The organism is Cellulosilyticum sp., from assembly GCF_982396655.1.
Genome location: NZ_CEVXFV010000001.1, coordinates 68685 through 91853, shown reverse-complemented (window position 1 = coordinate 91853; position 23169 = coordinate 68685). Strand labels below are relative to the sequence as shown.

The 23169-nt window shown below is 34.0% G+C and carries 20 protein-coding genes and 1 other annotated feature; of the genes, 16 read left to right on the top strand and 4 right to left on the bottom strand.

The genetic code is table 11. The annotated features are described in order from the left end of the window. The first annotated feature begins 29 nt into the window (after window positions 1-29). From AC1VAQ_RS00420 to AC1VAQ_RS00385, 8 genes are all read left to right on the top strand, one after another. A complete protein-coding gene (locus AC1VAQ_RS00420) occupies window positions 30-1388 on the top strand; it encodes an NCS2 family permease (RefSeq protein WP_302596377.1) in 1359 nt (452 codons plus the stop codon). Window positions 1389-1619: 231 nt separating this feature from the next. Continuing rightward, a complete protein-coding gene (locus tag AC1VAQ_RS00415) occupies window positions 1620-2144 on the top strand; it encodes a hypothetical protein (RefSeq protein ID WP_303243749.1) in 525 nt (174 codons plus the stop codon). Between the two features lie 285 nt (window positions 2145-2429). Further along, window positions 2430-4052, top strand: a complete 1623-nt coding sequence (locus AC1VAQ_RS00410; RefSeq protein ID WP_303243748.1) for a sodium/proline symporter — start codon at window positions 2430-2432, stop codon at window positions 4050-4052. A 178-nt stretch (window positions 4053-4230) separates the two neighbouring features. Continuing rightward, the gene (locus tag AC1VAQ_RS00405) at window positions 4231-4887 is read left to right on the top strand and encodes an SGNH/GDSL hydrolase family protein (RefSeq protein ID WP_302596380.1); all 657 of its coding nucleotides are present in this window, start codon (window positions 4231-4233) and stop codon (window positions 4885-4887) included. Between the two features lie 108 nt (window positions 4888-4995). Then, the gene (locus AC1VAQ_RS00400; protein WP_303243747.1) at window positions 4996-6240 is read left to right on the top strand and encodes a S1C family serine protease; all 1245 of its coding nucleotides are present in this window, start codon (window positions 4996-4998) and stop codon (window positions 6238-6240) included. A gap of 165 nt (window positions 6241-6405) precedes the next feature. Continuing rightward, on the top strand, window positions 6406-7086 hold the full coding sequence (locus AC1VAQ_RS00395) for a response regulator transcription factor (protein ID WP_302596382.1): 681 nt from the start codon (window positions 6406-6408) through the stop codon (window positions 7084-7086). Beyond that, entirely contained in the window at window positions 7073-8536 is a 1464-nt protein-coding gene (locus AC1VAQ_RS00390; RefSeq protein ID WP_479903361.1) for a HAMP domain-containing sensor histidine kinase, read from the top strand. The genes AC1VAQ_RS00395 and AC1VAQ_RS00390 overlap by 14 nt, the downstream gene beginning before the upstream one ends. A gap of 143 nt (window positions 8537-8679) precedes the next feature. Next, entirely contained in the window at window positions 8680-9699 is a 1020-nt protein-coding gene (locus AC1VAQ_RS00385; RefSeq protein ID WP_479903360.1) for a peptidyl-prolyl cis-trans isomerase, read from the top strand. A gap of 59 nt (window positions 9700-9758) precedes the next feature. Here AC1VAQ_RS00385 and AC1VAQ_RS00380 read toward each other — a convergent pair whose 3' ends face one another. Both AC1VAQ_RS00380 and AC1VAQ_RS00375 read right to left on the bottom strand, forming a co-directional pair. Continuing rightward, window positions 9759-11324: a flotillin family protein gene (locus AC1VAQ_RS00380; protein WP_303243744.1), complete on the bottom strand. Its 1566-nt coding sequence runs from the start codon at window positions 11322-11324 to the stop codon at window positions 9759-9761. Window positions 11325-11405: 81 nt separating this feature from the next. Then, entirely contained in the window at window positions 11406-11972 is a 567-nt protein-coding gene (locus AC1VAQ_RS00375) for an NfeD family protein (RefSeq protein ID WP_302596388.1), read from the bottom strand. Window positions 11973-12197: 225 nt separating this feature from the next. Between AC1VAQ_RS00375 and AC1VAQ_RS00370 the strand changes: the two genes are divergently transcribed. Next, entirely contained in the window at window positions 12198-12893 is a 696-nt protein-coding gene (locus tag AC1VAQ_RS00370) for a 4'-phosphopantetheinyl transferase family protein (protein ID WP_302596390.1), read from the top strand. A 69-nt stretch (window positions 12894-12962) separates the two neighbouring features. Next, a complete protein-coding gene (murI, locus tag AC1VAQ_RS00365; protein ID WP_302596392.1) occupies window positions 12963-13727 on the top strand; it encodes a glutamate racemase in 765 nt (254 codons plus the stop codon). A 161-nt stretch (window positions 13728-13888) separates the two neighbouring features. Here the strand turns inward: murI and AC1VAQ_RS00360 are convergent, their stop codons facing one another. Then, the gene (locus AC1VAQ_RS00360; protein ID WP_479903359.1) at window positions 13889-14950 is read right to left on the bottom strand and encodes a hypothetical protein; all 1062 of its coding nucleotides are present in this window, start codon (window positions 14948-14950) and stop codon (window positions 13889-13891) included. A 246-nt stretch (window positions 14951-15196) separates the two neighbouring features. Beyond that, the gene (locus AC1VAQ_RS00355) at window positions 15197-16222 is read right to left on the bottom strand and encodes an HD-GYP domain-containing protein (protein WP_302596395.1); all 1026 of its coding nucleotides are present in this window, start codon (window positions 16220-16222) and stop codon (window positions 15197-15199) included. 261 nt (window positions 16223-16483) lie between these two features. Between AC1VAQ_RS00355 and AC1VAQ_RS00350 the strand changes: the two genes are divergently transcribed. From AC1VAQ_RS00350 to asnA, 6 genes are all read left to right on the top strand, one after another. Continuing rightward, on the top strand, window positions 16484-18004 hold the full coding sequence (locus AC1VAQ_RS00350) for a DUF4340 domain-containing protein (RefSeq protein ID WP_479903358.1): 1521 nt from the start codon (window positions 16484-16486) through the stop codon (window positions 18002-18004). 131 nt (window positions 18005-18135) lie between these two features. Further along, a complete protein-coding gene (locus tag AC1VAQ_RS00345; protein WP_303243742.1) occupies window positions 18136-18987 on the top strand; it encodes a YitT family protein in 852 nt (283 codons plus the stop codon). Window positions 18988-19084: 97 nt separating this feature from the next. Then, window positions 19085-19537, top strand: coding sequence for an RrF2 family transcriptional regulator (locus AC1VAQ_RS00340; protein ID WP_479903357.1), 453 nt, complete (start codon window positions 19085-19087; stop codon window positions 19535-19537). Between the two features lie 29 nt (window positions 19538-19566). After that, window positions 19567-20496 (top strand): cysteine synthase A, encoded by a 930-nt coding sequence (cysK, locus tag AC1VAQ_RS00335; RefSeq protein ID WP_302596400.1) that lies wholly within the window; start codon window positions 19567-19569, stop codon window positions 20494-20496. A gap of 229 nt (window positions 20497-20725) precedes the next feature. Next, window positions 20726-21400, top strand: a complete 675-nt coding sequence (locus AC1VAQ_RS00330) for a uracil-DNA glycosylase (RefSeq protein ID WP_302596401.1) — start codon at window positions 20726-20728, stop codon at window positions 21398-21400. A gap of 70 nt (window positions 21401-21470) precedes the next feature. Then, window positions 21471-21719, top strand: a binding site (T-box leader). A gap of 53 nt (window positions 21720-21772) precedes the next feature. Beyond that, window positions 21773-22780, top strand: a complete 1008-nt coding sequence (asnA, locus tag AC1VAQ_RS00325) for an aspartate--ammonia ligase (protein WP_302596402.1) — start codon at window positions 21773-21775, stop codon at window positions 22778-22780. Window positions 22781-23169: the final 389 nt, after the last annotated feature.

Below are 23169 nucleotides of genomic sequence, written 5' to 3'. Positions count from 1 at the left end.
AAGGTCGTTTAAATTTTATGGAGGGTAAGATGAACTTTTTTAAACTAAAAGAAAATCACACAACAGTAAAACAAGAGATTGCTGCAGGTATTACAACGTTTATGACAATGGCATATATTTTAGCAGTTAATCCTAATATTTTAAGTGAAGCAGGCATGAATCAACATGGGGTATTCGTTGCCACAGTTCTATCAGCAATCGTAGGATGTGTTGTTATGGGACTTTGCGCAAACTATCCATTTGCTTTGGCACCAGGTATGGGGCTTAATGCGTTCTTTACCTATACAGTTGTTTTAAACTGGGGCTATTCTTGGAAATTTGCATTAGCAGCAGTATTTGTAGAAGGTTTAATCTTTATTTTATTAACAGCATGTAATATACGTGAAGCATTATTCAATGCCATTCCAGGCTGTATGAAAGCTTCAGTAAGCGCAGGTATTGGCTTATTTATCGCATTTATTGGTTTTAAAGGAGCAGGCATCGTAGTAGATAATCAAAGCAACTTAGTTGGTTTAGGAAATATGCTTACACCACAAGCAGTCCTCTGTATGGTAGGTGTAGTACTTACTGTAGTACTGATGAAACGTGGGTTTAAAGGTGCAATTTTAGTGGGTATTTTAGCAACTTGGCTTTTAGGAATAGGTGCACAGCTTATAGGATGGTACCAAGTAGATGTAGCAGCAGGAGTATATTCACTATTACCGAACTTTGGAAGTCATACCTCTTTATTTGACGGATTTAAAGAAGTTGCTTTCAAATTCCCAGAGGCATCAGAAATTTTTGGTAGTGCAGAAAGTATCTTTACATTTATAATAGTAATCTTCTCATTCTTATTTGTAGATTTATTTGATACATTAGGAACACTTATGGGGGTAGCAGAAAAAGCAGGTTACCTTGATGAAAAAGGACAACTTCCTCGTATTAAACAAGCGTTCTTTGCAGATGCTATCGGGACGACAGCAGGTGCACTTCTTGGAACTTCAACGGTTACAACATTCGTAGAAAGTTCAGCAGGTGTTATGGAAGGTGGACGTACAGGGCTGACAGCAATTTCAACAGGTGCATGTTTCTTACTTGCATTATTCTTTGCACCGATTTTCATGGCAATTCCATCATTTGCTACAGCACCAGCACTTATTGTAGTAGGTGTACTGATGCTTGATAGTATTGTAAAAGTAGATTTCTCAGATATGACAGAAGCACTTCCTGCCTTTTTAACAGTTGCAATGATGACATTTACAGCAAGTATTTCAGAAGGTATTATTTTTGGTGGGATTACTTATGTACTTGTAAAACTGTTTTCAGGCAAACGTAAAGAAATCAGTGTGATGATGTATGTTTTAGCTGTATTATTTACGATTAAGCTTATACTTTCATCACTAATGTAATATTATATGATAAAACCCTAAATAAAAATTAGAAGTGATACGATATAAATATATATTAGTCGTATCACTTTTTTTATAAAAATGAATGCCTATTAAAAGGACAGGTGGTATAAATTTATGAAAATACTTTGTTTTTAAAGAAAAATATGGTAAAATAAATGAAACTATTATATACATAAGTCCAAATATAAATAGGTATTTTATTTTATTAAATAGTAAAAGAGAAGGGGGATGTATGTGGATAACGAGGAGTTTATGCAGAAGATTATGCAAGACTTTAGGAATATTAAGAATTACGAGCAGAAAAGAGGTTTTCTAGAAGACCTTAACTATCAAGTAGGGCAAATTAAATATTTCTATGATGAGCTAACGCCTAATCAAACTGGGGACCCGTCTACAACATTTTATAGACCAAAGCAGCTACCTAAGGTTCATCAGATTGCATATTTTAACTTAACAAGAGGTTTTCCAAAAGAGCTCTATGGTGGACATTGGTGCTATGTATTTAAATATTTTAAAACTAAGTTTGTCATCATTCCAACAACATCTGTAAAACCAGATTCTTTACCGCCAGATAAGGAATTTCAAATGGATATTGAAGTTAAGGATTTCTCAAATCATTTTATTACAAGACTTCAGATAGGGGATATGCGTACAGTAGATATTCAGCGTTTATATCCATCTAAGGGTTTTTATGATGTAGCAACGGATAAAGATCAGATTTTAAAAACAGTAAGCCGTATACTATTAGACTAATAGGGTGTTTAATATAAAATGAAGGAAAACTTCAAAGTAACTTAATATAAAGTGAGGACTGCCATACTTCAACAGTAGGGCAGTCTTTTTTTTTTGAGTAGAAAATTTTGGGTTTTAACTTGACGGCTTCAAATTCAGAATTTGGGTGATAACACGACACTAACCACCTATAAAACTAAAAATATAAAACATTAAGAATTAAATAAAATTTGATTGTTATAAGAAAATAAAATATAATATACTAAGAATATAAATAATATTTGAAGAAATCAAAAAGGAGGAAAAATGGATAAAAATATTGTTATTCTTGTCACGTTTTGTTTGTATTTATTGATGATGTTGGGAATAGGAGCTTATTTCTATTTTAAAACTAAGAATTTATCAGATTATATTCTGGGCGGAAGAGGACTTGGAAAGTGGGTGACCTCACTTAGTGCACAGGCATCAGATATGAGTGGATGGCTTCTTATGGGGCTTCCTGGAGCAGCTTTTTTAGGTGGTGTAAGTAATGCAGCCTGGATTGCTATAGGACTTGCTGTAGGCACATACTTTAACTGGAAAATTGTTGCTAAAAAGCTTCGTACGTATACAGAAAAATTCAATGATTCAATTACACTCTCAAGCTATTTTGAAAATCGCTTTGAAGACCATAGCCGTATTTTAAGGGTAGCATCTTCAGTGTTTATTTTAATTTTCTTCTTGTTTTACACAGCATCTAGTTTTGTAGCAGGGGGTAAACTTTTAAACAGTGTATTTAATATTGAGTATCGTATAGCCGTTCTTATAGGAACGGTCATTATCATTACATATACATTCTTAGGTGGATTTTTAGCAGTTTGTTGGACGGACCTTATTCAAGGTATTTTAATGTTCTTTGCTATTATAGCCTTACCTATAATGGTGATTGTAGGTGGTGTTCAAGAATTAGGGAGTTTAAGTTTTGATTTACCTATTATTAATAGTAGTCGTGAAGTGATTGCAGATACAGGATTTTTAAGTTTGTGGAGTATAGATGCATTAGCTGGTCATGGTGGGAGCATGAGTGCCGCTATTATTAGTATTATCTCTTCATTAGCATGGGGACTTGGCTATTTTGGGCAACCACATATTTTAGTAAGATTTATGGCTGTCAAAGATCCTGAAGAAATCAAGCGTTCACGTCTTATCGCTATGATTTGGGTTGTTATTTCTTTAGCAGGTGCTGTATGCATTGGTATATTAGGAAGATCAGTATTAGATGGTACCATGGCGAACTTGCAAAATACACTTCAAGGTATTGAAGCTGGTTCTGCAGAAGCCATAAATATAGCAAATCAAATGAGTTATATTCAAAATCTAGATGGAGAATATGTATTTATGGAACTTGTAATGCGTTATGCACCATTATTTATCTCCGGTGTGCTTTTATCAGCTATTTTGGCAGCTGTTATGAGCACTGCAGATTCGCAGCTTCTTGTTACAGCATCTTCTATTTCAGAAGACCTTTATCGTGGAATTTTCCGTAAAAAAGCTTCAGAAAAAGAATTAGTATGGGTAAGTCGTTTGACGATTGTGGCAGTGGCTGTATGTGCCTATTTTATTGCAATGGACCCTAATAATTCTTCGGTACTTGCGCTTGTAGCCTATGCCTGGGCTGGTTTTGGTGCAACATTTGGACCTGTTGTACTCATGTCGCTATTTTATCGTAAAACAACGGGGAAGGCAGCTTTCTGTGGCATGGTAACAGGGGGAGTAACCACTATTATTTGGAAGATGTTAGCGGGAAAATTTGCAAACATTGCAATATTTGGCTTATATGAAATTATACCAGGGTTCTTGCTTGCTTTAAGTGTTATTTACTTAGTAAGCAATCTTGATACGCAAGGGCAGAAAGCGATGCTTAAAAAATTAGAGAGTATGAATATGTAATCAATAAAAAAGAATTACTAAACTAAAAATTGTTTTGTTTAGTAATTCTTTTTTTGTTTTAAATATTGGATAATTTAGAATAAATATATTATAATGAATTATATGTTTTGAAATGGATAACCATTTGAAGGGAATGGCTTATTCTAGGGGGAATAAAATCGAAAATGGAGGAAGTCATATGATTAAAACAACGCTTGTAGGGTATGGAGAATTACATAGTAAAAATTTAATGACCTACATAGAACGTTTAGATTCACATTTAGATGGGTATTATCCTGGCATCTTTTGGAGTGTAGTTCATGAAAACGTAAAAGGGGCAACAGTTAAGCTACTTTTAGAACAGGTAGAAGAGAAAGTGTTAGTACACCATCCGAATATTGTTTTTATAAACCTTTCATCCAACGATATGAAACTAGAAGACATACATAATATGGCAATAACACAGTACAAAGAAGTATTAAGTAGTTTGCTAGAGAAAATTTGTCATCATAATAATCGCACAGGTTTAAATGGCTGTAAGCCTATTCCTATTGTGATTACGCCACCCCCTATGAGAGAAGAAATGGAAAATGAAGTGCTTAATAATAAGATACTTTTAGCTTATCGAGATGCTATTTGTGATGTTGTTTTAGACTGGAATGGTATACTGATTGATTTGTTTGAGCATTTAAATAAGAAAGTAAATTGTAAAGAATACTTAAGTGAAAAAGGTTTAGGACTTAATCAAAATGGGCAAGACTTATTATATGATTTAGTATTTGTAGAGATGACGAAACTTATAAATTACCAGGGTGTCTTAAAAGATAGAGACGAAATTTATGAGGAAGAAGAATAAAAACAGTACTTTCAATTCATTTTCAGATGATGTTCAAAAAGTCATCACATAATACGATTATTCTAAATACATAAAAGACAACCAAGGTTCTTAAGGGAGGAATCAATTATGTATTATGAAGATGATGAAGCAATGAGAAATTTAATTGAAAATAGAATGAAAGCAGAACAAGAAGAAGAAAAGGCTAAATTAGAAGCAGAGAAAGAACTACTTAAAAAAGAAAAAGCTAAAAATACACGTAAAAAAGTGGCATCTGTTATTGGAATTTGTACACTGACAGTAGGTTCATTTGGACTTGGTGGGTATGCGCTTAGCCAATTTGGGGGACAGGATGTTACAACAAGTGAGACCGTAGCGAGCGTAGCAAGTAATAATAATATGGTGCAGACAACAGCAACTAACAACAGTGTAGGTGGGAGTTTATCTGTAGCGGAAGTAGCCAGTGTAGCAGCTGATTCCGTAGTAGAGATTACAACTGAAGTTATGACAACAGGTGTAAGAATGCAGCAATATATCGCCGAAGGTGCAGGAAGTGGTGTAGCTATCTCTAAAGACGGTTATATCGTTACAAACAATCATGTTATAGATGGCGCAAGTAAAATTACTGTACGTCTTAGAAATGGTGAGAGCTATGAAGCAACACTTGTTGGAACAGATTCTAAAACAGATATTGCATTAATTAAGGTAGAAGGTGTAACACTTACACCAGCTACACTTGGTGATTCTGATAAGTTACAAGTAGGTGAACTTGCAGTAGCTATTGGTAATCCATTAGGACAATTAGGTGGCACTGTAACAAATGGTATTATTAGTGCCTTAGATCGTGAAATTACATTAGATGGGCAAACCATGAATTTACTTCAAACAAATGCAGCTATTAACCCAGGAAATTCTGGAGGCGGTTTATTTAATGACCAAGGGCAACTCGTAGGGCTTGTTGTAGCAAAATCAGCAGGTAGTGATGTGGAAGGCTTAGGATTTGCTATTCCAGTAAATGAAGTAAAAACAATCACAAATGAACTAATGAGTAATGGTTATGTAACAGGCAGACCTGTTCTAGGCGTATCAGTTTTAGCAGTAGATTCTATTCAAACAGCTATGCAGTATCGTTTAAATCGCATGGGTGTGTACATTCAAGAACTCACACCAGGTACAAACTCTGAAAAATCTGGACTTCAAGTGGGAGACTGTATTGTAGCTATTGATGATCAAGAAGTTGCAACGACATCTGATATCAGCTCAATTTTACAGGATAAAAAAGTAGGGGATACCGTAAAAGTAACAGTATCTAGAGAGGGTCAAATGTTAACTAAGGATCTTGTATTATCAGAAAGTAAGCCACAATCAAATTAGGACAAAGTCAGGCACTATGATTCCTGCTATAAGCTGGCATTGTAGTGCTTTATTTATAAACTAGAAAAGTAGCTGTGTTGTCCAAAAAAATAAAAATATGCTACAATAAAACTAAATAGAGTAGGGAGAGGTGACCTACTGAATGATGATGTAAGGAGCTAAGGAATGTATAATATATTAATTGTAGATGATGAACAGATGATTCGTGAAATCATTAAAAAGTATGCTGTTTTTGAAGGACACACAGTAACAGAAGCTGCAGATGGTATGAGTGCTATAGAAATTTGTAAGAAAGAAAAGTTTGACATTATTATTATGGATGTTATGATGCCAGAGCTAGATGGATTTTCAGCTTGCAAGGAGATTAAGAAGTTTTGTCAGACACCTGTTATTATGCTTTCTGCAAGAGGTGAAGAATATGACCGCATTCATGGCTTTGAGATTGGCGTAGATGATTACGTGGTGAAACCTTTTTCACCAAAGGAGCTTATGATGCGTATATCTGCCATTATTAAAAGAAGTAAGCCGCAAGAAGCAGAGGTGGCATCTAAAAATGAAGTGAAGATACAAGGGATTGTAGTAGACTTTGATGGACGTATGGTGACTATAGATGGCAAGATAGTAGATATGACGCCTAAAGAGTATGAACTTTTCTTTTATATGGTAAAAAATAGAGGCATTGCATTAACAAGAGAAATGCTTATCAGCAACGTATGGGGGTATGATTATTATGGTGATGACCGTACGTTAGATACGCATATTAAGTTGCTTCGTAAGACACTTGGTAAATATGCGGACTTAATTGTAACCCTAAGAGGGGTGGGATATCGCTTTGAAGAAAAATAAATGGAGTATGAAATGGCAGCTCCTAAGTTATTTGGCAGCTTTTGTAGGTGCATTACTTATTATTTTGTGGTTATTTCAAGTTATTTTTTTAAATGATTTTTATGAAAATATTAAGGTAAAAGAGATTAAGAAGATTGGAAATCAAATCGGTAACAATATTAATAATAGCCAGATTGTAAGGCTTATTAGTCAAGTGGCAGAAGATAAAGAACTTTGTATCGTTATTACAGATGAGCAAGGTTATATCATTTATGTGGAAAATAGTCTAGGAACCAGTAGTATCTACCCTAATGTAAGCCGCGAAGAATATAAGCGTCTTATTTATAAGGCAAAGGAAGATAAAAATAGTACGGCTATAGAAAAAAGACCTTATAAAGCAATTAATGTAGAGCGAAGCTATAATCGCCATGATGTCAGATTGTATTCAAAAGTGCAGTCGCTAAAGAGTGTAGTTTACACAAAGGTATTTGAAGACCAAAAGATGGGCAATATTGCTATTTTTATTAATGGGCTTATTTCACCTATTGATGCAACGGTACAGACTATTCGTGAACAACTGATGTATGTGACATTGATTATGCTTGTAATGGCATGCTTCCTTGCATTTTTTATTGCAAAAAAAATGACAACACCAATTAGTCATGTCAACAATGTGGCAAAATCATTGGCAACGCATCCAGAGGAAGTAGCTTTTAATGGAAAGGGTTATAAAGAAATCGCAGAACTTTCGGCAACGCTTAATTATGCTGCAAGAGAACTTACAAAGACGGAAAATCTAAGAAAAGAACTTATAGCAAATGTTTCTCATGATTTAAGAACACCACTTACATTGATTACAGGTTATGCAGAGATGATGCGCGATCTACCAGGTGAGAATACGCCTGAAAATAATCAGATTATCATTGATGAATCTAAAAGGTTATCACAGCTTGTTAATGATATGCTAGATTTATCAAGACTGCAATCAGGTACTTCTAAATTGACTTATACGACATTTAATCTTACAGAAAGTATTCGTCAGATGTTAAAACGATATAATGCCTTAACTGAGCAGGAAGGATATCAGATTGATTTTCTATGTGAAGAAGAAGTTGAGGTTAAGGCAGATGAATTACGTATTTCACAAGTTTTATACAATCTCATTAATAATGCAATCAACTATACAGGAGAAGATAAGAAGGTTGTTGTAAAACAAATTGTAACAGAACATAAAGTGAGAATTGAAGTGATTGATACAGGGGAGGGGATTGCAAAGGAAAATATTCCCTATATATGGGACCGCTATTATAAGGTAGACAAAACCCATAAACGTGCAGCAATAGGAACAGGACTAGGTTTGTCGATTGTAAGATCGATACTTGATAGTCACGGTGCAACGTATGGGGTAGAAAGTGAAAGTGGTAAGGGAAGTATGTTTTGGTTCGAAATGTACAAAAATACTACATCTTAAGCAAAAAAATGAAAAAAAATCACAAAACCATCACAAAGACGTGTATAATAATAATATAGATATGCCTAAGGCGTTAGGCAGTTTTTAGAGAAAATGTTGGAGTAAGCTAGCATTTAATAAATAAAGAAACTGAGGAAAAATAAATGAAAATAGTAAAAAAATTAATTGCAGTATTAGCGATTAGCGCAATCAGTTTAAGCGTAGTGGCATGTGGAAGTAATACAGATACAACAGCTCAAACAACTGAAAGTACTGGTACAACAGCAAATTCAGAAAAGGATACAACTGTTATTGCGACAGTAGAAGGCACACCAATCTATAAAAGTGCATTTGATGAAGAAATGGCATATGTAGAGTATATGATGACTTACCAATATGGGGAAGATTACAAAGACAATGAAGAAGCAATGGCTGCATATAATCAGCAAAAACAAGATATTCTTCAATACCTTATTGAGTCTCAAGTCCTTTTAGAAAAAGCAAAATCGCTTGATATTAAAGCAACTGATGAAGAAATAGAAGAAGAGATTAACACAGTTAAAGCACAATTTGAATCAGAAGATAAATTCAATGAAGCTTTAGAGCAAAGTGGTTTAACATTAGATGAACTGAAAAAACAAGCTGAAGAACGTCTAATCATTAGTAAGATGGTAACAGAAGGTACAAAAGATGTAACAGCTACAGAAGATGAAGCAAAAGCTTACTATGATGAAAATATTAATAGTTATACAACAGGTGCTGGTGCAAATATGGCACATATCCTAGTAGAAACAGAAGATGAAGCAAAGAAAGTAAAAGCAGAATATGATGCAGGTACAAGCTTTGAAGATCTTGCAGCACAATATGGTACAGATGACACTAAAGATAAAGGTGGTGCTTTAGGTTTCATCGAATATGATAGTCCAAATTATGATGCAGACTTCTTAGCAGGTGCAAAAGGATTAGCAGAAGGTGAAGTTTCAGATCCAGTTAAAACACAGTTTGGATGGCACCTCATTAAAGTAACAGATGTTCAAAAGGATTCAGTAACAAAATCGTTTGAAGAAGTGAAAGATGAAGTTTTAGAACAAGTAAAAGAAGAAAAGAGCTATCAAGTATTTAATGATAACTTAGATAAATGGAAATCAGAAATGAAGATTGAAACATTTGAGAATCGTTTATAATTCTAAAATATACAAATAAAAAGTGGGTATCGCCAATTTGGCGATACCCACTTTTTATTTTATTCTTCAGAAGTTACTGTAGCATTTGAAGTATCCTCTTGTGTGACTGCTACAAGTGGTGTGCTGTTTAAGTTAACATTCTTATTAACTTTTGCATCATATGTATGTGCGCGCATTGTTTCAGTAAGATCAAAGCCTGTCATTTCCTTTACAGATTCCATAACAGTAGCCATAGTACTAGAAACAGTTTTTGCTACAGCAGTAGCACCGCCGCCATCTCCACTACCATCCATAACAATGATTTTCTCAATGCGAGACATAGGTTCTGCCACATTTTTAGCAATTTCAGGAAGTACGCCAACAAGCATTTCAAGTTTACCAGCATCTGAGTATTTCGCATAAGCTTCGGCTTTCTTTTCCATGGCTTCAGCTTCAGCAAGACCTTGAAGACGAATAGCTTCAGCTTCAGCGATACCTTTTTGACGAATAACTTCAGCTTCAGCGAGACCTTGAAGTTTGATTTTTTCAGCTTCTACACTGGCATTTAAGCGAATGGCTTCAGCTTTAGCTTCAGCATCGGCAATTTCTTTGTATTTGAGGGCATCCGCACTAAGTTGTTCTTTTTGTTTTTGTGCTTCAGCAGGTTTAATGATTGTTTCTTGAAGTTCTTTTTCTTTTCTTTCAGCTTTTCTCTGAGCAAGTTCAATATTTTTCTGCTCGGCAACGATAGAAATTTGGATTTTTTCAGCTTCTACATCACGTAAACGTTGTTGTTTAAGAACCTCAGCATCCATTTCTGTATCAGTAATACGTTTAAGCGTAATATTCTTTTGAATATCGTATGCTGCATCAGATTCCGCTTTAGCAGTAGATTGTTCTTGTTCGAAACTTAATTGTTTAATCTTTTGGATTTTATTAGCTTCTGAAATAGCTGTTTTAGCTTCGATTTCAGCTGTTTCTCCTATGCGAGTTGCTTCAGAAGTTTTGATTTTTGTTTCTTTGTTAGCTTCAGCGACAGCAATTTGTGCATTTTTCTTAACTTCTGCAATACGAGCTTCACCTAAAGCTTTTAAATAGCCATTATTATCAGAAATGTCTTTGATTGTAAGTGTTTTAAGCTCAAGTCCCATTTCAGCAAGATCTGTTCCAGCTACTTCATGAACTTTTGCACCAAAACTTTCACGATCATTATAAATTTCCTCAACAGTAAGTTTTGAAATAATTTCACGAAGTTTACCTTCAAGTACTTCACGAGAAACATCACTGATTGTTTGGATTGTTTGAGCTTCCTTAGGGGCATTGAATTGTTCAATAGCTGCCAGAATAGAATTACGGTCATTACGTACTTTGATGACAGCGACACCATCTGTATTAATAGGGACACCTTGACTTGTCATCGCGCCATTTGTTTTGACATCAAGCTTCATACTTTCAAGAGAAATGGTATCTACACGCTCTAGAAGTGGTACAACAAGTCCACCGCCACCTGTAATAACACGTTTTTTAAGACCTGTAATAACAGCTGCCTTATCTTGAGGTATTTTCTTCCACATGCCTAAAATAATAGCGATGATGAGAATAATACCTACAGCAACAAGGATTGGTACAAGATAAGTTTCTAACATTTAATCACTCCTTATATTTGAGATAAGTTAATTATACAACAAATTATATAATATAAAAAGCATATAAATTTATGTAAAATATTAATCTATTTTTAAAGTACTGTCTTTTGTGAGGAGGGGTGCATCCATATCATCAGAAACAATAAGTGTATGATTAACAATATCAATCACTTTAATAGGTGTACCTTGAGGAATATCTTTGTTACTTTTAGCAGAGTAGGTGATTTTGCCAACTTTGGTATTTAAAGAGATACTCCCAACACTATCTTTAAAGATAGTCACTACGACAGTGCCAGTAAGTCCAATTAAATCAATATCTGATAGTGTAGAACTATCTACCTTTCTTAGCGCCTGTAAAAGCCATTTGATGGGTAGGGAAATCACAAAACCAGCAATGATGGCAAAAAGTAAATGTAAATGAGTGACCTTATAAGTGAGCAGTCCAATACCGCCGAAACCAATACAAAAACCACAGATTTCAAGAGGACTGAAAGGTAGAAAACTAGATAAGGCATCGCTTCCTACATCGCCAACATGAAAATCAAGTGCGCTTAACCCTTGAAATAAGTCGGAGATACCAGAAATCACCACACTAATGGTGAGTAATAAAAGACTAATGATAAAAGTAAATAAATAAAGTTTGTACATAGGGCGCCCTCCTTATAAATTTTAAAACTATATTCTTAAAAATAAAGTATAGTTTATTTGATTAAAAATAATTATAATATAGATAAAGTATATAATCCACAAAAAACAAACTATAAAATTTAAACTTATACATAGATTTCACATTGCTAAAGATTATGAATAACTAAACTTTATAAATGTGAAATCTATAGGAATATCAAAGGATAAAATAAGTAAGGAGAAATTATGTTAGAAGTATATGCTTTAAATATAGCGCATCCCATACCAGCAGCATATAAAGAATTGTTTTTAAGCCAAGTATCAGAAGAAAAAAGAGATAAGATAGTAAGGTATAGGAAAGAAATGGATGGACAGCGGACGTTAGTGGGAGAAATTTTAGTAAAAGTAATGCTAGCAAAACACTTAAAGTTAAGTGCAAAAGAAATTGTATTTAAGAAGAATGAATATGGGAAACCTTATTTAGAAGGTAATCCACTTTATTTCAACATTTCACATTCAGGCGAATGGGTAGTAGGTGCAATTAGTGATTATTTAGTAGGAATAGATGTGGAACAAATAAAAAAGGCTGATTTAGGGATTGCAAAACGCTTTTTTGCACCATTAGAGTATGATGCTTTAATGCAGATTGCATGTGAGAAGGCGCAGAATGAAGCTTTTTATATGTTATGGAGTGGTAAAGAAAGCTACATTAAGATGATTGGGAAAGGATTAACCATTCCGTTAGAGGCCTTTTCATTAGCGTATAATCAGCATAAAATAGAGCTAATAGACGCTTATAAGGAGAAAAAAGCTTATTTTACCGTTTATCCTTTACAGCAAGACAGGTATAGTTTAGTTGTATGCCATGAGGAAAAAGTCTGCCATAGTGCCTATTGTCAGGTTCAGATAGAAACATTGTATAATATGCTACAAGAGGAATAGTTATTTTTGACAATCCTATAAAAAGAGATTAAAATGAAAAGAGACTACAACAGATGAAAGAGTGATGACATGAAAATTGGAGTATTTGATTCAGGTGTAGGTGGCATTACTGTTTTAAAGGAAGCCCTCAAACAGCTTCCACACGTTGATTATGTTTATTATGCAGATAATCTACATGTACCTTATGGTACAAAAACAAAAGAACAAGTATTAGGCTATGTGAGTGAAGTTGTAGAAATTTTACTTCAGGAACAGGTAGATGCCATTGTTATAGCATGTAATACAGCGACAAGTATTGCCGTAAAGGAATTAAGAGAAAAATATAAGACCATTCCTATTATTGGCATGGAGCCAGCTGTAAAATTAGCTTTAGATCAAACGCAAACAGGGAGAGTATTAGTAACAGCAACACCTCTTACGTTGCAAGAAGAAAAGTATAGACGTTTAGTTAATAAAATAGATGAACATGAACGTGTAGATTCTTTAGCTTTGCCAGAACTCGTGCATTATGCTGAAAACTTCCAATTTGGAGAGAGGGAAGAGTTGAAGGCATATTTTGAAAGCAAATTAAAGAATTATGATTTAACAAAGTATAGTGGCATTGTGTTAGGGTGTACACACTTTGTTTATTTCAAAAATATATTAAAAGATATTTTACCATCTCATATAGAAGTATATGATGGAAATGAAGGAACAATTAGACACTTAAGAGAAATACTGAATATAAATGCTGCTGTCATAGATGCACATCATGAAACTAAGATAGATTTTTATTATTCAGGAGAAAAAAATGTGCATCAAGATTTATTAAAGCGTTACTTAGCTGTCGTATAGATTACGTATAGATTAATAGTAGGAGTAGTGTGAGATACATAAACTCCATATGAAACTGAATATTAACTTGATGAAATAGTGAAAGAGTTATAAAACTAGTGTGGAAAACATAGTTTTATAGCTCTTTTATTATTGAAAGTTAGAGCCATTAAATAAGAAAATTAGCTTAGTTTTTTGCATTCTTGTATTATAAAGTGCTTGTGCTTCAATTGAAATTTAATCACTCGAAATCTAATAAGCGGAAAGAAGGTAACGCTGCATAGGATTAAGGCGGCGATAAGTAAAATCTGAAAAATAAAGACTAGGTGGATAAAGCCACTTATATTAAAGATTACGAGTGTCATGCATACCATAAAATTAAGGCTAAAGAGCCAAATGAGTAAATCATAAACCCAAGGTACATGAGAGGTGTAGCTTAATTTAAGATAAAATAAAAATGGCATAGGAAGTAAAAATAATAAGCAATAATTAAGGTAATATTCAAATTGCCTGTTGCTAATGATAAATTGCAGAAGTTGCCCTTCGCTAGCTGAACAAATTGCTACACACATTATAAAAGTACCTAAGTAAAAGAGCTGTGTATGTGGCTGATTCTTTAAAAATGAAAATAAGCTATAAGCTAGAAGCACAAGGGCTAATAGAAAGAGTAACAAACTAGAAATCCAAGCTAAGGCATAGGTTTGGAAAAGCCTGTATAAGCAAGCAATTTGAGAGCCAAGATAGATATTATTTAGGATACGTGTATTAGAAGGAAATGAAGAAGAAAGCTTAAGTGTGAGCGTATGAGGTGTATTATAATTATAGTTGTAAGGAAGGGTAATAAAGTGCCAGGCATTAGCTGTGTAATTTTCAAAGTTTGTGGGGGATGAAATATGATAACTATAAACAAGTTGCTTGTCAACCCACACATCAATAGACTGCTCAAAACTACGCAAAAGTAAGTGATTTGCATGAGGAGAAGCTTCTGTCAAGGACCTTTCGAGTGTAAGTGTATAAGGGGTCGCTTGAAGAAGAATATGAGAGGATGAGTCTGTTGTAAAGGGCGTTGAAGTATCTGCATATTGCCAACCTGTATTTAAGGGATAGAGTATGTGGTCGTTAAGCGCAACAAGAGTATGCTTGGAAGTGGCATAAATGTAGAGTAGGAAGAGTGCTGTAGTTATAAGGCAACAGAGAAAAAATATATGGGATAATGTATTGAATTGAGCATATTTTTTTTTCATATTCTGCAGAAACATTGCATTGTTTCCTTCCACCTTCTTAATGAAATAAAAGGTTTAAGCTAGAAGTTTGAACATGTTAACATTATAAAATATGAGACTTCCCTTGATTCTAATACATAATCGTTTTAAGTAGCGTGTTTTTTTAGATTATGCTACAACTTATGAGCGCATAAAAAAATAAATGGTCAAAATGCACAATAAAAAAGCCGTTCTATAAAGAAGATACGGCTTTTTGTAATATAGCAATTATTCAATATCTGTAATATAGAATCCATGTTCCATATATAAATCAATGTAACGCTTATTAATTTTAATGATAGGTTTATAGATACATTTTGGATTAATAAATACGACTTCACCTATTTCACCATTATTTAACTTCACAAATACACCAATATAGTAATTCGCAATGGTATTGCAGAAGGTAAATAAAAGTTCAGGGTCAAAGTCTGTAAGTTGGTCTTCTAAAAGAATACGTAACGTTTCAAAAATATGATGTTCACTATGCAAGCGGTCATACGCATCAGCTAAAGCAATGACTTTAGCAAGCTTAGAAATATAAGGAGAAGAAAGACGAAGTGGAAAGCCTGTACCATTACAATTTTCATGATGTGCAAGAATGGCCTTACTCACTTCGGGACTTAATTCTTTAATTTTGCTTGTAATGTTATAGCCATAAATAGGATGCTTTTCATATTCGCTGATTTCATCGGCAGTCATCTCGCCCTTATAAGAATTTGTAGGGAGATTAATCATACCAATATCATGAAGTAGCCCTGTTTTGATGACTAAGTCCTCCATATTCGTACCTAGGTTGCACCATCTGCAAATTAACACACCTAAAAAGGCTACATTTAGACTATGTGTATAAGTTGTATAATCTAGTTGAGCAATGAGATTTGTGCATCCAAGCAGGCTATAATTTTGTTTGAAATCAAGAGTAAGCTGTGTACAAAGCTGCTCAAAATCATCTAGATTAAGTACTGAATGTGTTGCATTAGAATGATCTAAATTGCCTAAGACTAAACTTAGCACCTTACTGTATTTCTTATAGTTTTCAATGGTTTCTTCAGGAAGATTCCACACTTTTGTAAAGGAATCTAAATAGACCCAAATATCATTGTAAATGAAATTTGGCAGATTATTTAAAAAGTCCTCTGTAAGTATTTGATTTTGCCCGATAATGGTGGTACCTGTTTTTAAATCCACAATGGGTTGGGCTGTAATCATTCCAGGGATACATTTGGTAATTGGTAATATAATTTTTTGCATGAAAACCCCTCCGTTACACGATAAAATAGTATATTTTATATATCGGCTTAAAACAATAATACATATATTCTGTTAAAAGATAATATACTGAAAAGTTTAACAATATACGTTAATTTTAATAGATAGCTTATAAAAAAGCAATGAACAATAGCAATAAGAAAATTATAAATTGCAAAAATCTCATTTTAGTGCTAAACTATGTTGAAATATGTTTTGAGAACTTCTTTACTGTAGGGTTATTAGGAGCAGGAGGAAAAGAAAATGAAAAAGAAATTTGGTGTTATTTTAGCGGCACTTGCAGTCGTGGTAGGTGGTGTATTTTATGCACAGTATAAAGTACAAATTGAAGCGATGAGTACTGAGGTGCTTGTTGAAGAAATAGCACTTCCGTTAAGCTTGTTAACAGAAGAAGAAATTGAGAAGATAGAAATACAAGACAAAAATAGTTTAACATTAGAAAAGAAAGATACAGTATGGCAAAATCCTTTAGAGCCAGAACTTACATATAATAATGAGTTAGTTAATGAATGGGTGAAATATTTCCAAAGCGAAGAAAGCATTAATGTCATTCGTCACGTAGAGGATTTAAGTGTTTATGGCATTGATGAAACAACGCCGAAGGTTGTAATCTATAGTGAAAAGGGGAACAGCCAAACATTTCGTTTAGGAAGCATTAATGAGGAGCAGACAATTCGTTATATATATAGTGATGAGACAGAACTTGTATATAGCGTAAGTCCTACAAAATCAGAGGTTTTACTAGTTGAGTCAGACATGCTGATTGATGAAAACATCGAGATGCCAAATTTAGAAAAGGTAAACAGCATGGTCATTAATCAACAAGGAACAACTTTAAATTTACAAAAGGAAAAAGATAAGTGGTTCTTAAAAGATTATTTCAATGATGCATATGAGGTAAAAGCAGAAGTAATGGTAGGATTACTTGAAGCTTTAAATGGCCTTGAAAAGGTGAGATTAGTAGGCAAAGTTGAACCAGAAATGTCTTATGGTATGGATACACCAAGCTTAAGTATTACTTTAGATGAAAAATATACTTTAAACTTTGGCAGCAAACAAGATGGTGAGTATTATTTTAGTGAAAATGATGGACCTTATGTCTATACAGTAAAAGACAAGCTTTTAAAAAGCTTTGAGCAGCTAAAACCGTTACAAATGATTCACCGCAGTGTTTATCGCCCTGAAGCAGAAGAAATTGAAAGCATTGTGATGACGAATCCACAAAATGTTTATAAGTTAAAATTACAAGAAGTTGATGCTGAAGAAACGCAAGAAGAAAAAGAAGACGTAGTAGACGAAAATTTAGCGGCAGAAGAGGTTAAAGAAGCATCAAAAGAAAGTACTCAAGAACAAATTCAGGAACAAATTCAGGAACAAATTCAAGAAGAAAATAAAGCAGAAGCAATAGAAAATAAAGAGACAGATGTACTGAATGATGTATTAGCAAGCAATTTAGTAGGCGTGCTTAATGATAAGGTACTAGATCCAGCTAAGACAGAGAGTCTTCTCAATTTGATTGAAGATAGTGTATGCATTGAAACCATTCTTCAGAACCCACAGATTGAGCAAAAAACAGAGCGTAAGGCAGAAATTAGTATTGTTTATTATATGAAAGATGGTTCACAGAAGAATATAGAGCTTATTTCTTATGATACAAACTATTATATTTTACGTATAGATGGTAATATTGAGTTTGCAGCTAATAAGGAAAAAGTAACGACTTTATTTAGTGAGCTTGGAAAAATACTTAAAAGTACAAAATAGTAAAATTAGAGATACAAAGGTGCCTTAGGCAGATTTGTGTCTCTTTTATTATATGTTTTTTAATGTCAATTAAGAATAGTTAGGATAAAACAGGAAAATAATATAAAGATAGAATGGATGAGGTGAATATTATGAAAAAGACAGCCATATCATATGTAGGAATTATTTTTGGGGCACTTTTTATTGCAATCGGACTTTACTTTTTTTGGATGCCTTCAGATTTGGCAGCAGGTGGGATTAGTGGCTTATCTATAGTGATTAAAGCGCTCATTCCAAGTGTACCTATAGGGATTATTATATTTTGCCTAGATATACTAATGTTTTTTATTGGATTTATTGTTTTAGGAAAAAGCTTTGGGATAAGAAGCATAACATGTAGTCTGACCGTTTCTTTTTTAATGCTCGTCTTAGAGTATTTTTGGCCTAACGTTGGCATTATTAGTGAGGACACATTGATTATGCTTTTATTTGGCGCCTTATTTATTGCCTTTGGACAGGCTATTGTATTTAATCTAGAAGCATCTTCAGGTGGGACAGATATTGTTGCTAAAATTATCAATAAGTATTTTCATCTTAATATCGGTGCTTCTTTAATGATTGCAGACTTAGTTGTTGTTTTACTAGCTACCACTATTTTTGGCATTGAGAAAGGCTTGTATGCTGCTTTAGGCGTGTTGCTTACAAGTTCACTTATTGATTATATTATTGCAGGTTTTACAATACAAAAGTATGTCATGATTTTACCAAGTACAGAAGAATTTGGTGAAGCCATCAGAGCCTATATACTTCATACATTGCAACGAGGTGCCACGGTTTACCATGCAGAAGGTGCTTATAGTAAAAATCAAAAACTTGTGCTTACAACAGTAGTGGACCGTAAAGAGTTTATTGAGCTAAAAAGATATGTAGGTTCTATTGATAGCAGAGCATTTATGACAGTTCAAAATCTTCATGAAGTAGTGGGGGAAGGTTTTGAAAAATAAAGTCAAACATATAATTTTCTAAAACTATTGACAAAAGCTAAAGAAATAATATACTATAAAGCATATAGAAATAGTAGGAATAAGAAAGGGGGCATATATGAAAATATCTACGAAAGCACGTTATGGACTAAGGGCATTGATAGATTTAGCCGTACACACTACTGGTGAGCAAGTACCATTAGCATATATTGCAGCTAGGCAAGAGTTGTCAGTGAATTATCTAGAACAAGTTTTTTCGCTTTTAAAGAAGGCAGGTATTGTCCGAAGCGTCAAGGGTTCTCAGGGCGGCTATATACTTGTAAAAAGACCTGACGAGATTACAGTAGGGCAAGTCATTCGTGCTATAGAAGGAGAAATTTCAATTGTTGAAGATGACTTACCAATAGGGAATAGTTTATTATATGATAATCTTCAGCAGTGCCTTAAGGAACGCGTGTGGGAACCTATAAATCAAAGTATATGTGAGGTTATTGATCACATTACACTAGAACAACTTGTAAGAGACTATCAGATACTTGGACAAGAAAATGCAGGAATGTATTATATATAAAAATAGGTTGGTATAGGAGGGCAAGGCATATGGCAAAAATAGCAAAAAGTATTACAGATCTTATAGGAAAAACACCTTTAGTAGAAATATCAAATTATAGTAAAGCTGAAGGGGCAGTTGCGAGATTAGTAGTGAAGTTAGAATCATTTAATCCAGGTAGCAGTGCGAAAGACCGTATTGGTTATTATATGATTACTGAAGCAGAAAAAGCAGGACTTGTGAAAGAAGGTACAACGATTATTGAACCTACAAGTGGCAATACAGGTATTGCACTTGCTTATATTTGTGCAGCACGTGGCTATCGCCTTATTTTAACAATGCCAGATACAATGAGTATTGAACGTCGCAATATTTTAAAGGCATTAGGTGCAGAGGTTGTACTTACAGAAGGCATTAGAGGGATGAAAGGAGCTATAGAGAAGGCAGAAGAACTCCATGCCTCTATTGAAAATAGCTTCATTCCACAACAATTTAGTAATCCAGCCAATCCTAAAGCACATCGTGAGACAACTGCTTTAGAAATTTGGGAGGATACAGATGGTGAAGTGGATTATTTCCTAGCAGGTGTTGGAACTGGTGGAACAGTTTCTGGTGTAGGTGAAGTTTTAAAAGCTAAAAAACCAGAAGTAAAAATTATTGCCATTGAACCATCAGATTCACCAGTTTTATCAGGTGGTAAACCAGGCCCACATAAAATCCAAGGTATAGGTGCAGGATTTGTACCAGATACTTTTGATAAAGATGTTGTAGATGAAATAAAGAGGGTTACGAATGAAGCGTCTTTTGAGGCGGCACGTAAACTTGCCAAGACAGAAGGGATTTTAGTAGGTATTTCATCAGGGGCAGCACTAAGTGCAGCTACGGAGCTTGCAAAAAAAGAAGAAAATAGAGGAAAATTAATCGTTGTGTTATTACCAGACACAGGAGAACGTTATTTATCAACGACACTTTTTCAATAAGCGTACAGAGAAATAACTTACAAACTTGAATTTTTTAATAAATAATATATAAAATAATAAGGTTATATCTGAAAGAGGTTGCTATAGTATAGGTTTCATATTTATAAAGTCGTTATGTATGATACTTTAACGATGTGAAATTGTTTCGCTGTAGTGATTAACGATATAGCCTTATTTTATAATGTTATAGAGTGCTTAAAGCGATTAGGCTTAAGAAAGGAATGTACAAATGGTAAAATTTAATAATAGCTGGGATGAGGTACTACGCGGAGAATTTGATAAACCTTATTATCAGGCATTACATGATTTTTTGAAGGAAGAATATAATACGCAGGTTATTTACCCACCCGCACAAGATTTATTTAGTGCAATGCGTGTAACAAGCTATGAAGATACAAAAATCGTAATTTTAGGGCAAGACCCTTACCATGGCGCAGGTCAAGCACATGGCATGGCATTTTCCGTGCAACCAGGCGTGCCAACACCACCTTCCTTGAAAAATATATATAAAGAGTTAAATGCCACAATGGGATGCTATATTCCTAATAATGGGTATTTGATGAAGTGGGCACAGCAAGGAGTACTTCTTCTAAATACTGTTTTAAGCGTACGCGCTAGCAAGCCTCAATCTCATAAAGGTAAAGGATGGGAGACGTTTACGGATGATGTGATTAAGGCCTTAAATGACCGTAAGGACCCTGTTATTTTTCTTTTATGGGGTGCACCAGCACGTAAGAAAGCTGCTCTTATAACAAATCCTCAGCATAAAATTTTAGAGGCAGCACACCCAAGTCCACTTTCAGCTTATAATGGATTCTTTGGCTGCGATCACTTTAGAAAGGCGAATGAACTTTTAGTGGCTATGGGAAAAACACCTATTGATTTTCAGATTGAAAACATATAAAAACTCATTAAATAGGTGTTGACAAAGAGTTTTAAATTATTTATAATAGCAAATATATTTTTAGTATAGTTCAAAAACAGTGAAGAGAAGAGTAGGAATTTGATTTTACTTTCAGAGAGCCGAGGAAGCTGAAAATCGGTAGTAAAGCAGGTTTTGAAGAACATCTCGGAGTTTCTAACCGAAAGGCATAGGCTGAGTAGACTTAGACGGGGTAGACCGTTATATCTAGAGCGTATCGATTTATTTCTGTACGTAGCTAAGAGGATTCTTGTAAAAAGAATCAATTAGGGTGGCAACGCGAGTAACCTTCGTCCCTTTGTTTGGGGGACGGAGGTTTTTTATATTTTTCAAGTATTAAAAGGAGGATTAAACATGAAATTATTTTTACCAGAAAACTATGAATCAAGAATAGATTTAAGAGAAACAGAGGTGGCAATTAAAAAGCTTAAAGATTATTTTGAAAATGCTTTAGCTTATGAGCTTTATTTAACACGTGTATCAGCACCTTTATTTGTCAAACCAGAAACAGGTCTTAATGATAATTTAAATGGGGTAGAAAGACCAGTAAGCTTTGATGTATTAGATGATAATGGTGCGGTAGTAGAAATTGTACATTCTCTTGCAAAATGGAAACGTATGGCACTTGGGAGATATAAATTTGGTGTAGACGAAGGGTTATACACAGATATGAATGCTATCAGAAGAGACGAAGAGCTTGATAACTTACATTCAATCTATGTAGATCAATGGGATTGGGAAAAAGTCATTACAAAAGAAATGCGTAGTGAAGAAACACTTAAAGCAACTGTTAAAAAGATTTATAATGCTTTCTTAAAAACAGAAAAGTATATTACAACAGAATATCCATCACTTGAAAGATGGTTACCTGAAGATATTTATTTTATTACAACACAAGAGTTATTAGATAAATATCCAGACCTTACAGCTAAAGAAAGAGAAAATGCAATCTGTAAAGAGAAAAAAGCTGTGTTCATTATGAAAATTGGTGACCTTCTTACAAATGGTGAAAAACATGATGGGCGTGCACCAGACTATGATGATTGGAGTTTAAATGGCGATATTCTTTTCTGGCATCCAATCTTAGAATGTGCTTTCGAACTTTCTTCTATGGGAATTCGTGTAAGTGAAGAAAGCCTTAAAGCACAACTTGAAAAAGCAGGCTGCACAGAACGCAGTGAATTAGACTTCCATAAAAAAATCTTAAACAAACAATTACCATACACAATTGGTGGTGGAATCGGTCAATCTCGTATTTGTATGTACTTCTTACATAAAGTGCATATTGGAGAAGTGCAAGCATCTATTTGGCCAGATGAAATGCATGATGCCTGTGAAAAACAAGGTGTAATTTTACTCTAGTAGAAATCAAGGATTTATAGAGAAAACAACTAAACCTTATAAATGTGAAATCTATAAGACCTAAAAAATAAGTTAATAAATGGCATACACACAAAAAAGGAATTGTTTTTCTAAACAGTTCCTTTTTTGTGTGTAAATATTCTGAACGATATATTGACGGTGTAAAGATTAAGGTCTATAATCCTGACAGTGGTAAGCTTAAGGAAGCATTGTTGGAAGCTATGTGATATAAGCAGTTTTTAAGGAGAGGGAGAAAGCAATTCAGGAAGCAGAAGATTTAGATGATCTTATTGTGATTATTAAGCAGTGGATTATGGTACATGGCTTAGTAGGGATTGCAACAATGAAAAATGTTTCATATAACCAAAGATGGGAAGAAAAAATAGAAG